This window comes from Sulfurospirillum sp. HTRB-L1 (assembly GCF_059415125.1).
The window spans coordinates 85,259-97,084 of the sequence record NZ_JCAHZR010000001.1 but is presented as its reverse complement, the minus strand read 5'-3'; the positions used below and the strand labels follow the sequence as shown (position 1 = coordinate 97,084).

The following is an 11,826-nucleotide window of genomic DNA, read 5'->3' as shown; positions in this document are numbered from 1 at the left end:
TGCTGCTGTCGTTTTTAAGCTTTGCTTGGAACGTATTTAGAGTTCGTAAAGAGCTCGACTAAAAAAGAGGATTTACATGTACTATTTGCAAATCGAAGGACGCTACCCCCTTCACGGCGAAGTCGCCATCTCTGGCGCAAAAAATGCCGCCCTTCCCCTTTTGGCCTCCACCTTGCTTTGTGCCACGCCTGTTACCTTGGAAAATGTCCCTAAGGTCGCAGATGTGCAAACCTTTATGAAACTTTTGGAACATTTGGGTGCTTCGTGCACCTTTGAAAACAACCAAGCCATCATCGACGCTTCGACCGTGAATTCCACGTGTGCTAACTACGACATCGTCCGTAAAATGCGCGCGTCTATCTTAACCCTAGGCCCGCTCTTGGCGCGTTTTGGCCAGTGTGAAGTTTCCCTGCCCGGAGGCTGTGCTATTGGCCAACGGCCCATTGACTTGCACCTTAAGGCCCTTGAACAAATGGGTGCGACGATTGAGATTAAGCAAGGGTACGTGGTTGCTACAGCCCTTGAAGGGTTAAAAGGCACCACTATTGTGTTTGATAAAGTAACCGTCACAGGCAGTGAAAATATCATTATGGCTGCCGCTTTAGCCCATGGAACTTCTACCTTGGTAAACGTCGCCCAAGAGCCCGAAGTGGTGCAATTGTGCGAAGTGCTAATAGCCGCAGGAGTGCCTATTGAAGGGCTTGGAAGCAACGAACTTCGCATCCAAGGCTCGGGCCAAGCCCTCCTTACTTTTCCTAGTGTGCGTGTGATCCCAGACCGTATTGAGGCGGGAACCTATCTGTGCGCGGGCGCGATTACCAATAGCCCCATCACCCTCACGCAGGTACGCCCTGACCACTTACGTGCTCTGACCCGCAAACTCTTAAAAATGGGCTTTGGCGTGAGTGAAACCAAAGATACCCTCTCCCTTACACCGGCAAAAACCGTACTGAGTGTGGACATTGAAACTACCGAATACCCAGGCTTTCCCACGGACATGCAAGCCCAATTCATGGCCCTTGCTACCCAAGCTAAGGGCACGAGTGTGATTGATGAGCGGTTGTTTGAAAACCGTTTTATGCACGTGAGTGAACTTACCCGCATGGGTGCGCAGATTCGCCTTAAAGGCCACAGCGCGACGGTTCAAGGAGAGTGTTCCTTGACGGGCGCGGACGTGATGGCAACGGATTTGCGTGCAAGTTCGGCCCTTGTCTTAGCAGCCCTTGTTGCCCAAGGCACCACGCGGATTCACCGCATTTACCACCTTGATAGGGGCTACGAAGACCTTGAGGGAAAACTGGCTAAATTGGGTGCAAAAATCACCCGACTAAGCGAATAAGGAGCTTGGCGATGGAACTAGGATTGTACGACGCTAGAGAGGTGTTGCTCTCCTTGGTGGTGCCCTTAGAGCACACCACCTTTGTGCCATTAACTTCCGCCCTTGGGCGCACAACATCCCAAGGGATTGTGTGCCAAAAAAACCTTCCCTCTTACAACAATGCCGCCCTTGATGGCTTTGCCTTTTCCCACGCAGGACACCCTGAAAAACTGCGCATTAAAGCGACGATTTATGCAGGTATGGTGCAAGCACCTGTGCTTGAAGCGGGTGAGTGTTATAAGATTATGACAGGAGCGAAGGTGCCTGAAGATGCGGACACTATCGTTGCTTTTGAAGATACCCTAGGCTACGACGCAACCCACGTCACCCTTCCTGCTTTGGTTAAAAAAGGGAATGCTTTTCGCCACAAGGGAGAAGAACAAGCCTTTGGCAACATGCTCATGGAGGCAAACACGACCTTGACGCCTTCGCACATTGCCATGCTAGCCACACAGGGCATCACCCATGTGCCCGTGGTAACGCGCCCCAAAGTAGCCATTGTCTCCACGGGAGATGAGCTTAAAGAGCCGTGGGAGCAAAGTGGGGAAGATGAGATTCATAACTGCAACTCTTACGCGTTAGTAGCATTGCTTCAAAGTGCAGGGTTTGAGGCGGATTATTCGGGGGTGATTCCCGATGCGCTAGAAGAATCCAAGCGGTTTATCGCTTCCTTGCGGGCGTATGATATGGTGATTTCCAGTGGTGGCATTAGCATGGGGGAAGCGGATTTCGTGCGCGCAGGCTTGGAGGCCAATGGCTTTGAAGCCGCCTTTCATGGTATCAACATCAAACCTGGTCGCCCAACGATGGTGGGACGCATGGGAAAAACCCTTGTGATTTCACTGCCTGGTAACCCCATGGCCGCTTTTTTGAACGCTTTTTTGCTTGCCCTGCCCGCCTTAAAAAAACTCGCTGGCATGAAAACCATCACCCCACCACTCTTGCGCGCCACCAATGTCACCCCCTTTACATGTAAAGGCGGGCGCAATGAATTGGTGCTTGGATGGTACGAAGCGGGCACATTTAGTGTAACGCGCAACAACAAATACGGTTCAGGGATGCTTACGCCCCTTTTGGAGAGCAACGCAGTGGTGGTGAGCGGGGTCGCTGAGAAACATATGGACGCAGGGTGTGAGGTTTCATGTGTCTTGCTCCCTTAGTCTCTTGACAAGCGAGGGTGAATTTGCTAGAATCTCACTCTCATTTTTGCGGGAATAGCTCAGTGGTAGAGCACAACCTTGCCAAGGTTGGGGTCGCGAGTTCGAACCTCGTTTCCCGCTCCATTTTTTTCTTCTTTTTTCTCCCTTTTTTCATGTTAGCTAAGCCGCTAGAGATTGTCTCTGAGTATTGCGTCGAAGGAGAGCAATTGTTGCTTTCTCACATTTCCCCTTCCTTTGAAGCCATGCCGTTGATGCGCTTACCCAGTAGTTCTACCTTTCAAATCCCATTTTTGCGCCTTGAAGCCCTCTTGAAAGAGCATAACATCACAAGCGTTGATCGCTCAGGAGGCCTTATCACCTTGCGTCGCCATTGCGATATTACGCACGATATTGGTTTTTTGAAACAAAAAATAAAAGAAGCCTTTGAAGAGGCGTATCAGGTTATTTTCATTCACAACATTACCCTCGTTCCCCAATCTGTTTTACCTTCAGATTTTAAAGACTATACCTTGGCACACATACGCCTCTCTGGGGCTAATGTCCGCAATTCTCAAGGTACCTTTTCTGCTACGTTTACAGACGGACGGGGATTGCGCCGTACGCTTTATTTTAGGTTTCACGTTAAGGCGACATTGACAGGTTTTAAAGCGAAACATAATCTCCCAAACGGTAAAATCCTAACCCTTAGTGACATTGAGCCTGTGCGGTTTGCGCTCGAATCGCTCCCCTCCTTGCCCTTACAAGAGGTAAAGCCAGATACATTGGTTGTCAAACAATACGTGCGCGAGGAAACCTTGCTGTTGGAGCGTCAATTTGACGTAAGATTGCTCGTGCAACGGCGAAACTCTGTTGAAGCGTTGATGCAAGATGGGGGACTCGTCATTGGTGTGCGTGCCCAAGCGCTTGAGGGCGGAAACGAAGGGGATACCATTCGCATCCGTACAAGCGAAGGGAAAATTTTTAATGCACGTATCCTTTCTAAACATAAGGTGATAATCAAAGAATGAAACGACTTATTGTAGGGATTAGCGGTGCAAGTGGGGTGGCGTTGGGAAAGCGTTTTGTGGAACTGCTTCCTTTGGAGATTCAAGTGTATGTGATTCTCTCCGAACACGCTAAAATCGTCTTTAAGCGCGAAGAAAATGTGCAAATGTTGGACGATGAAGACATTGGCGCGCCTACGGCTTCGGGGTCTTTTCAAACCGATGGCATGATTGTTGTGCCTTGCAGTATGAACACCCTTGCAAAAATCTCTTGCGGGATTGCCGACACCTTGTTGACCCGCACGGCTTCGGTGATGCTCAAAGAAAAACGCCCTCTTGTCCTTGCGCCAAGGGAGATGCCTTTTGGCACGATTGCTCTTGAAAACATGCACAAACTCTCTTCCTTGGGCGTTGTTATCGCCCCGCCCGTGCTTGGGTATTATGCAAAACCTGAGTCGCTAGAGAAGATGGAAGAGTTTTTGATTGGCAAGTGGTTTGATCTACTGGGCATTCCCCACACACTGTACCAAAGGTGGGAAGGATGAATTTGATTACAAGAGCGGTCTATCCTGGAACATTTGACCCTATTACTAATGGCCACATGGACATCATTCGACGTGCTAAGAGTGTGTTTGAAGAGGTCACCGTGGGCGTGGCTATCTCCCAAGAAAAACGCCCCATGTTTGACATTGAGGCACGCGTGGCTATGGTGAAGGCTGCTACAAAGGGGATGAAGGGTGTACATGTAATGCCCTTTGATACCTTGCTGGTGGATTTTGCTAAAGAGATTGAGTCTCGGATGATTATCCGTGGGCTTCGGGCGGTGAGTGATTTTGAATACGAACTGCAAATTGGGTACGCTAATGCTTCGTTGTGGAAAGAAGTAGAAACCATGTACCTCATGCCAAGCCTTCACAACGCGTTTATTAGCTCTTCTATTGTGCGTTCCATCTTAAAACACAAGGGTGATGTGAGCCATTTGGTTCCCCCTGAAAATGCAGCTTTTTTAAAGGATAGTATCTATGTATGTGATCTTTGAAGGGGTAGATACATCGGGAAAGTCGACCCAGATTGCGCGCCTCAAAACCCGTTTGCCCCAAGCCATCATCACCAAAGAACCAGGCGGGACGAACTTAGGCATAGAGATTCGCCGCATGGTCTTGGAAAAGACCGAACCTGTGGATGAAACGGCAGAAATGTTTTTGTTTTTAGCTGACCGTGCCCAACATTACCGCAATGTTGTTGCGGCACATGCGGACAAGCTTATTGTCAGCGACCGAGGGTTTGTTTCAGGGATGGCGTATGCGATGGCAAATCAAAAAAGCCTAGATTTGCCCTTGCTTTTAACCCTTAATCGCCTTGCCCTTGGGGGGAATTTTGCCGATAAGATTGTCTTTTTTAAAACCAACGAAGCCTTGATTTTAGAACGCCTAGGGCAAAAGCACCACGACAGCATCGAAGCGCGCGGCGTTGGCTATTTGTTACATGTGCAACACCTCATGGAAGAGATTTTAAAACGCCTTGAACTTCCTGTGTGCACAGTTGATGCGGGGTGGAGTGAGGAAAAGATTGAACAAACCATTGAAGGATTTCTTGTATGATAACTGCATTGCGTGGGATGAAAGATACCCTGAGTCCAGAAAATACCGTCTACACCTTTGTGATTAACGAATGCGTGCGCTTGGCAAAAAATTACGGGTTTGAGCTGATTGAAACACCGATTTTAGAAGAAACCGCCTTGTTTAAACGCAGCGTGGGTGAGAGTAGCGACATTGTGGGTAAAGAGATGTACCAATTTACCGACAAAGGGGAGAACGACGTGTGCATGCGCCCTGAGGGCACCGCTGGCGTGGTGCGCGCCTTTGTGCAACACAAAATGGACAAAGCAGGCGGCGTGAAACGCTTTTTTTACCACGGCCCCATGTACCGCTATGAGCGTCCCCAAAAAGGACGGCTTCGTCAATTTCACCAATTTGGCGTAGAATCCTTTGGGGAATCAGACGTCAAAGAAGACGCGTCGGTGATTTTGCTCTTAGCAGAAATCCTTCGCGCCCTTGGCATCAAAGCAACCCTAAAGCTTAATTCCCTAGGATGCCCTACATGTATGCCGCCTTATCGGGAAAAACTCATCGCTTTTTTGGACGCCCAAGAAGGCTTATGCGAGGATTGCTTGCGCCGTAAAAATACCAATCCTATCCGCGTGTTAGACTGTAAAAACGCACATTGCCAAACCCTTTTGGCCCCAGCACCGCGCATTACGGATAACCTTTGCCTTACATGTAAAGAAGAATTTAGCGCATTGCAAGAGCTGCTAAAGGGCTTTAACGTCCCTTTTGAGGTAGACAGCTCCTTGGTGCGTGGGCTTGATTATTACTCTAAAACAGCCTTTGAATTTGTGAGCGATGAAATCGGGGCCCAAAGTTCCATCGCTGGGGGTGGACGGTATGACCGCTTGGTAGAATTTTTAGACGGCAAGCCCACGCCTGGCATTGGGTTTGCCATGGGGATTGAGCGGCTTTTGGAGCTTGTGGTGATGCCAGAGGCTTCCCGCGAAGGGTTGTACCTTGGTGCCTTGTGCGAAGAGGCAATTGGTCCTGTTTATGCGCTGGCCATCCAGAAACGCGCCAGTGAGAAGGTGATGGTGGAGTATCAAGCTAAAAGCCTCAAAGCCCACCTAAAACTTGCGGATAAAAAAGAGGCGGCTATCTTTGCGTGTATCGGGGAAGATGAGTTAAAAGAGGGCATGGTTTGGGTTAAGAATCTCATGACAAAAACGGAAACGCGTATTCCACTAAAGGACTTTTAAGCATGGCAATGGGAAATTACGGATTAAACATTTGGGGTAGCAATAATTTTGTCATCGAAAACGGAAAGGTGTGCATCAATAAAGGGATGAAACCTGCCTTGTACGACATCGTCGAAGAGATACGAAAAGGGGACATTCGTGGCCCTATTTTGCTTCGGTTTCCCCACTTAATCAAAAAACAAATCGACACGGTATACAACAGTTTTCGCAAAGCAAAAGTCGAGTTTCATTACAACGGTGAATTTAATGCGGTATATCCATTAAAAGTCAACCAATACCCTGGCTTTGTGAAAAACTTGGTGGAGATTGGAAAGCCCTATGGCTATGGCTTGGAAGCGGGCAGTAAAGCGGAGTTGTTGCTGGCCATGAGTTACAACAACGACGATGCGCCCATTACGGTTAATGGTTTTAAAGACAAGGAAATGATTAACATCGGGTTTATCGCGGCGGAGATGGGGCACAACATTACGCTCACCATCGAAGGCCTCAACGAACTTGAGAGCATCATTGAAACCGCAGGAGAGCGTTTTGCACCCAAACCCAACATCGGATTGCGGATTCGCTTGCACAGTTCAGGCATTGGAATTTGGGCAAAAAGCGGGGGGATTAACTCCAAATTTGGCCTCACTTCCACCGAGCTGATTAAGGCGGTGAGTATGCTTAAAGATGCGGGGCTTTTGGAGTATTTTACGATGATTCACTTCCACATCGGCTCTCAAATCACCGACATTAACCCCCTCAAAAAAGCTTTGCGCGAGGCGGGAAACATTTATGCAGAACTGCGCAAGATGGGAGCGCACAGCCTTAAAGCCATTAACTTAGGTGGAGGCTTGGCTATTGAGTATTCCCAATACAAAAATACCCTCAACCGCAACTACACCCTTGCTGAGTACGCCAACGACGTGGTCTTTTTACTTAAAACCATTGCCAACCAAAAACAAGAGCCAGAACCTGATATTTTTATCGAATCAGGACGCTACATTGCCGCAAGCCACGCGATACTCATTGCGCCCGTACTGGAACTCTTTTCTCAAGAATACACCGAAGGAAAACTCTTTTTGAAAGAGAAAAACCCTCCCTTGGTGGCGGAACTTTTGGACTTGTACCGCTCCATGAAGCCAGGTAATGCGCTAGAGTACTTGCATGATAGCATTGACCACATGGAGTCGTTGTTGACCCTGTTTGACCTAGGCTACATCGACCTCCAAGACCGTTCCAACACCGAAGTGCTGGTTAACCTCGTCATCAAGCGTGCGGTAAGTATGCTAGGAGATAAGAACCTCACGGAGATTATGGACATCCAAGAGCGGGTGCAAGAGCGTTATTTGGTGAACTTTTCCTTGTTTCAAAGTTTGCCAGATTATTGGGGGATTGGGCAGAGCTTTCCGGTAATGCCCCTTGATAGATTGGATGAAACCCCTACCCGCTCGGCTTCTTTGTGGGATATCACCTGTGATAGCGATGGGGAGATTGGCTTTAATCTTAACAACCCGCTTTTCTTGCACGACGTGGACGTGGCAGAACGCAACTACTTTTTGGGCTTTTTCCTTGTGGGGGCCTACCAAGAGGTGCTAGGGATGAACCACAACCTCTTCACGCACCCTACCGAGGCGGTGATTCGCATTGATGATAAAGACCCCAAAGGGTACGTGGTTGAGGGATTGCTAGAGTCTCAATGCATCCAAGATATCTTGGAAGATATGGATTATGATGTGCGCGAAATTCAAGACAATTTGCACGAACGTATTGAAAAATCGCCACTCATTGATGACAAACAGCGCAAACATATTTTGGGAGAGATTTACCTCTTCTTAAACGATAACGGCTACTTGAAAACCATTGGTAAAGAGGGGGAATAATGCAACAAGCAAGCCTGTGGCAGTTGATTAGGGAAGATTTTTCCATGCCACTTAAAAATGACCCCGCCATTCGCTCGCGCGTGGAACTTGTGTTTAACTACCCTGGTGTTTGGGCATTGGCCAATTACCGCGTGGCCCACGCCTTACACGTAAGGGGTTTTCGGCGTTTTGCAAGGGTGATTATGGGGATTACGCAGATGGTGACGGGGGTAGATTTGCATCCAGGAGCCACCGTGGGAAGACGGGTGTTTTTAGACCATGCTGTGGGAATTGTAGTGGGCGAGACGGCCATTATTGGCAACGATGTGCTCATTTACCAAGGGGTTACCCTTGGAGGTGTGAGTCTTGAGCGGGACACCAAGCGGCATCCTACTATCTTAGACGGCGCGGTGATTGGTTCTGGCGCGAAAGTGCTTGGCAATATTACCGTGGGGAGAAATTGCCGTATTGGGTCAAACTCGGTTGTGGTAAGGGATGTGCCCGATGAGTGTACCGCGGTGGGAATTCCCGCACGGGTAATCGACAAAGGGCGTGACAAAAACCCCATGGCACACAACAAGATTCCCGACATCAACAAAGAGCTTTTTGCCTATTTGGTCAAGCGTGTAGCACTCTTGGAAGAGGCCATTGTTAAAGACAATAAAGAGCTTATTGCTAAAGACAAAGAATTAGATGAAATTTATCAATCTTTTATAAAAACTATCAAAGATTAGCGACTGTTTTGCTATAATTTCGAAATTTTACATGTAAAGGGAAAAACCATGCTTTCACAACGTATTCAGGTGCTATCTGAATCACTTACTATGGCCATCACCGCACAAGCTAGAGAGCTAAAAGCTGCGGGTGAGGATGTGCTTAGTTTTTCTGCGGGTGAGCCCGATTTTGACACACCAAAAGTGTGCCAAGAAGCGGCAATTAAGGCGATTCAAAGCGGTTTTTCCAAATACACGGCAGTTCCTGGTACTCCTGAGGTGCTTGAGGCCGTGTGTGTTAAGCTAAAGCGCGACCATGGGCTTGAATACAAACCCAACCAAATCATTACCAACGTTGGAGCAAAACACTCCTTGTTTAACCTCTTTCAAGCCATTTTAGATGAGGGCGATGAAGTCATTATCCCTGCACCTTATTGGGTAACGTACCCCGAAATCGTTACTTATAGCGGCGGCAAGCCCGTTGTGATTGAGACCGATGAAAACCATGGGTTTAAAATCACACCTGCACAGCTTAAAGCAGCCATCACGTCAAAAACCAAAGCACTGATTTTAAATACCCCCTCCAATCCTACGGGCGCTGTGTACTCACGCAGTGAACTTGAGGCCCTTGGTGAAGTACTTAAGGGGACAAAGATTTTAGTGGCTTCAGATGAGATGTATGAAAAATTGGTTTTTGGTAAGCCTTTCACCTCGGTTGCTTCGGTGAGCGAAGACCTTTTTGGTCGCACTGTTACCATTAACGGATTAAGCAAGTGTGCGGCTATGCCAGGATGGCGTTTTGGCTATACTGCCTGTCCGATTAAAGCGCTTAACGATGCCATGAAAAACCTTCAAAGCCAAAGCACTTCCAATATCTGTTCATTGGTGCAAAAAGCTGCCATCCCTGCTCTTTTAGGCCAAGCGGATGAGGATATTGCTATGATGAAAAAAGCTTTTGAGAAGCGCAGAAACATGGCTGTGGCACTTTTCAATGCCATTCCTGGTCTTTCTGTCATCTCTCCCGATGGTGCGTTTTACCTTTATGTCAACACCAAAGAAATCGAATCTGATTCTATGCAATTTTGTAAAGACCTCTTAGCCGAGGCAAAGGTAGCCACGGTGCCAGGAGCAGGATTTGGTTGCGATGGGTATTTTCGCTTTTCGTTTGCAACCGATGAAGTGAGTATTGAAAAAGGGATTGCGAGAATCGCAACCTTCGTAAAAAACTACAAACACTAAACCCCAAAGCAGGAGGAAAGCCCTCCTGCTCTTTGTATAACACTACGCGTTAAATTTTGTTTTTGCGTCTTCGAGGGCGTCGATAAGCTCTTGAAGGTTTTCGTAGGGAATGTGTGCTTTCCAGTCAGGCTCTTCGGTATTGCCTTTAAGAGAAATGCCAATGCTCACCACAGGGTGTGAATCGGTGCCATAAGGCTCTTCAAGGTGTGAGATAGAAACCGTTCCTTTACGTGTCCCCGCAAGGGCAAAGGATGTTAGTATTGTATTTTTTCCGCTCATCATAATCTCCTAGTGTTTAAAAAATTTTAAAATTTTAGCTTGTAGTTTAAGCCAATCTTTTTGCAAAACAAGGGGAAATCCCCCGTAGGTTTTGCCACCTTCTAAAGATTTTGTAACCCCGCCACGTGCGGCGATGGTGGCAAAATCACCAATGTGCAAATGCCCCGAAGTAGCACTTTGCCCCCCCATGATGACATGGTGTCCAAGGGTGCTTGAACCTGAAATACCTGTTTGAGCGACGATAATACATCCCTCTCCAAGCGCACAATTGTGGCCAATTTGTACTAAATTGTCAATTTTGGTGCCTTTGCAGATGCGTGTGGTACCAAAAACAGCACGATCAATGGTTGTGCATGCGCCAATTTCCACATCATCTTCTAGCACCACATTGCCAGTATGGTAAATCTTGATATGCTCACCCTGTGCTGTGTGAGCATAGCCAAAACCATCTGCACCAACCACAGCATTGGCTAAAATATGGCACCGTTTTCCAACTTGCGACCCAGCATAAATCACGGCATTGGGGTGGATAATCGACCCCTCCCCTACGCACACACCATCCCCAATATATGCCCCTGCCATTACCGTAACATCACGTTCGACAATAGCACCTTTTCCTAAATAAACATGCGGAAAAATCTGTGCACTGGCGTCTATGTGTGCAGGCTCTCCCGCCATGGAGGCAAGAGGAGTGGCGAAAGAAGCACTCGCATAGGCCATGCTTAGATGAGGAGTGGGTGTCAACAGGGCACTGCATCCTTGCGGAAGTGCATCAAGATGGTCTTTGGAGACAAACACAGCCCCCGCCTTGGTGGTTTTAAGTACATCAAGGTAGCGGCTGTGGTCAAGGTAGGCGAGCTCATCGCCGCGTGCGTCTTCTAGGGTGTTGAGGCGAGAAATCTCTTTATCTTCCCCTAAAAGTTCCAAGGAGAGTAAAGTAGCAAGAGAAGAGAGTTTCATTTACACATCCAAGGCTACAGAGCCACCCCGGATAATTTCGGTGGGATTGTATTTTTTAATGGCTTTTAAAAAATTACTAACCCTGCTTGGGTCATCCGCAACCATCGCCACAATAAAATCTTCACCACTGCTTGCAATGGTACCATTGTACGCTTTGAGCATCGCATCAAGGCCGTCAAATTTTTCGCTCAATGGAATCTTTACAAGGGCCATCTCTTTTTCAACAAATTCACCCGATTCGATGACTTTGTAGGTAGGAATGAGCTTGTGCAGCTGTTTCACGATTTGTTCCAAGACTTTGGCATTGCCCGAAGTGACGATGGTTAAGCGTGAAAGATTGGTGTTGGGGATGGGCGCAACAGTGAGAGAGTCAATGTTATAGCCTCGTCCTGCAAATAGGCCTGAAATCCGTGATAAAACCCCGTGTTCATTGAGTACAATGACTGAAATTACGCGTCTGGTTTCCATCA

General features: G+C 47.9%; 13 protein-coding genes and 1 tRNA gene. 11 read left to right on the top strand and 3 right to left on the bottom strand.

The window, feature by feature from the left end; translation table 11 throughout:
* Window positions 1-76 precede the first annotated feature (76 nt).
* From murA to AC5SLM_RS00410, 11 genes are all read left to right on the top strand, one after another.
* Window positions 77-1,339: a UDP-N-acetylglucosamine 1-carboxyvinyltransferase gene (gene murA / locus AC5SLM_RS00460; RefSeq protein WP_495248952.1), complete on the top strand. Its 1,263-nt coding sequence runs from the start codon at window positions 77-79 to the stop codon at window positions 1,337-1,339.
* An 11-nt stretch (window positions 1,340-1,350) separates the two neighbouring features.
* Window positions 1,351-2,538 carry a molybdopterin molybdotransferase MoeA gene (locus AC5SLM_RS00455; protein ID WP_495248951.1) on the top strand — a complete coding sequence of 396 codons (1,188 nt, stop codon included), beginning with the start codon at window positions 1,351-1,353 and terminating at the stop codon, window positions 2,536-2,538.
* Between the two features lie 48 nt (window positions 2,539-2,586).
* Window positions 2,587-2,661, top strand: a tRNA-Gly gene (locus tag AC5SLM_RS00450).
* 83 nt (window positions 2,662-2,744) lie between these two features.
* Window positions 2,745-3,545, top strand: a complete 801-nt coding sequence (gene flgA, locus AC5SLM_RS00445) for a flagellar basal body P-ring formation chaperone FlgA (RefSeq protein WP_495248950.1) — start codon at window positions 2,745-2,747, stop codon at window positions 3,543-3,545.
* Entirely contained in the window at window positions 3,542-4,066 is a 525-nt protein-coding gene (locus tag AC5SLM_RS00440) for a UbiX family flavin prenyltransferase (RefSeq protein ID WP_495248949.1), read from the top strand. Before flgA ends, AC5SLM_RS00440 begins: the two co-directional genes overlap by 4 nt.
* Entirely contained in the window at window positions 4,063-4,560 is a 498-nt protein-coding gene (coaD, locus tag AC5SLM_RS00435) for a pantetheine-phosphate adenylyltransferase (RefSeq protein WP_495248948.1), read from the top strand. The genes AC5SLM_RS00440 and coaD overlap by 4 nt, the downstream gene beginning before the upstream one ends.
* Window positions 4,544-5,122, top strand: coding sequence for a dTMP kinase (tmk, locus tag AC5SLM_RS00430; RefSeq protein ID WP_495248947.1), 579 nt, complete (start codon window positions 4,544-4,546; stop codon window positions 5,120-5,122). The genes coaD and tmk overlap by 17 nt, the downstream gene beginning before the upstream one ends.
* Entirely contained in the window at window positions 5,119-6,327 is a 1,209-nt protein-coding gene (gene hisS / locus AC5SLM_RS00425) for a histidine--tRNA ligase (protein WP_495248946.1), read from the top strand. The genes tmk and hisS overlap by 4 nt, the downstream gene beginning before the upstream one ends.
* A gap of 8 nt (window positions 6,328-6,335) precedes the next feature.
* On the top strand, window positions 6,336-8,186 hold the full coding sequence (speA, locus tag AC5SLM_RS00420; RefSeq protein WP_495249387.1) for a biosynthetic arginine decarboxylase: 1,851 nt from the start codon (window positions 6,336-6,338) through the stop codon (window positions 8,184-8,186).
* Window positions 8,186-8,899, top strand: a complete 714-nt coding sequence (gene cysE, locus AC5SLM_RS00415; RefSeq protein WP_495248945.1) for a serine O-acetyltransferase — start codon at window positions 8,186-8,188, stop codon at window positions 8,897-8,899. The genes speA and cysE overlap by 1 nt, the downstream gene beginning before the upstream one ends.
* A 48-nt stretch (window positions 8,900-8,947) precedes the next feature.
* The gene (locus AC5SLM_RS00410) at window positions 8,948-10,117 is read left to right on the top strand and encodes a pyridoxal phosphate-dependent aminotransferase (protein WP_495248944.1); all 1,170 of its coding nucleotides are present in this window, start codon (window positions 8,948-8,950) and stop codon (window positions 10,115-10,117) included.
* Between the two features lie 42 nt (window positions 10,118-10,159).
* Here the strand turns inward: AC5SLM_RS00410 and AC5SLM_RS00405 are convergent, their stop codons facing one another.
* From AC5SLM_RS00405 to ilvN, 3 genes are read right to left on the bottom strand one after another with little or no spacing between them, the layout of a single operon-like run.
* Window positions 10,160-10,396, bottom strand: coding sequence for a hypothetical protein (locus AC5SLM_RS00405; protein ID WP_495248943.1), 237 nt, complete (start codon window positions 10,394-10,396; stop codon window positions 10,160-10,162).
* 9 nt (window positions 10,397-10,405) lie between these two features.
* A complete protein-coding gene (gene lpxD, locus AC5SLM_RS00400) occupies window positions 10,406-11,356 on the bottom strand; it encodes a UDP-3-O-(3-hydroxymyristoyl)glucosamine N-acyltransferase (protein ID WP_495248942.1) in 951 nt (316 codons plus the stop codon).
* The gene (gene ilvN / locus AC5SLM_RS00395) at window positions 11,357-11,824 is read right to left on the bottom strand and encodes an acetolactate synthase small subunit (protein ID WP_495248941.1); all 468 of its coding nucleotides are present in this window, start codon (window positions 11,822-11,824) and stop codon (window positions 11,357-11,359) included.
* Window positions 11,825-11,826 lie beyond the last annotated feature (2 nt).

Excerpts from the sequence above, each read along its gene's own strand:
- murA (WP_495248952.1), top strand. The coding sequence starts at position 77 with ATGTACTATTTGCAAATCGAAGGACGCTACCCCCTTCACGGCGAAGTC.
- AC5SLM_RS00455 (WP_495248951.1), top strand. The coding sequence starts at position 1,351 with ATGGAACTAGGATTGTACGACGCTAGAGAGGTGTTGCTCTCCTTGGTG.
- AC5SLM_RS00440 (WP_495248949.1), top strand. The coding sequence starts at position 3,542 with ATGAAACGACTTATTGTAGGGATTAGCGGTGCAAGTGGGGTGGCGTTG.
- coaD (WP_495248948.1), top strand. The coding sequence starts at position 4,063 with ATGAATTTGATTACAAGAGCGGTCTATCCTGGAACATTTGACCCTATT.
- tmk (WP_495248947.1), top strand. The coding sequence starts at position 4,544 with ATGTATGTGATCTTTGAAGGGGTAGATACATCGGGAAAGTCGACCCAG.
- hisS (WP_495248946.1), top strand. The coding sequence starts at position 5,119 with ATGATAACTGCATTGCGTGGGATGAAAGATACCCTGAGTCCAGAAAAT.
- speA (WP_495249387.1), top strand. The coding sequence starts at position 6,336 with ATGGGAAATTACGGATTAAACATTTGGGGTAGCAATAATTTTGTCATC.
- cysE (WP_495248945.1), top strand. The coding sequence starts at position 8,186 with ATGCAACAAGCAAGCCTGTGGCAGTTGATTAGGGAAGATTTTTCCATG.
- AC5SLM_RS00410 (WP_495248944.1), top strand. The coding sequence starts at position 8,948 with ATGCTTTCACAACGTATTCAGGTGCTATCTGAATCACTTACTATGGCC.
- AC5SLM_RS00405 (WP_495248943.1), bottom strand. The coding sequence starts at position 10,396 with ATGAGCGGAAAAAATACAATACTAACATCCTTTGCCCTTGCGGGGACA.
- lpxD (WP_495248942.1), bottom strand. The coding sequence starts at position 11,356 with ATGAAACTCTCTTCTCTTGCTACTTTACTCTCCTTGGAACTTTTAGGG.
- ilvN (WP_495248941.1), bottom strand. The coding sequence starts at position 11,824 with ATGGAAACCAGACGCGTAATTTCAGTCATTGTACTCAATGAACACGGG.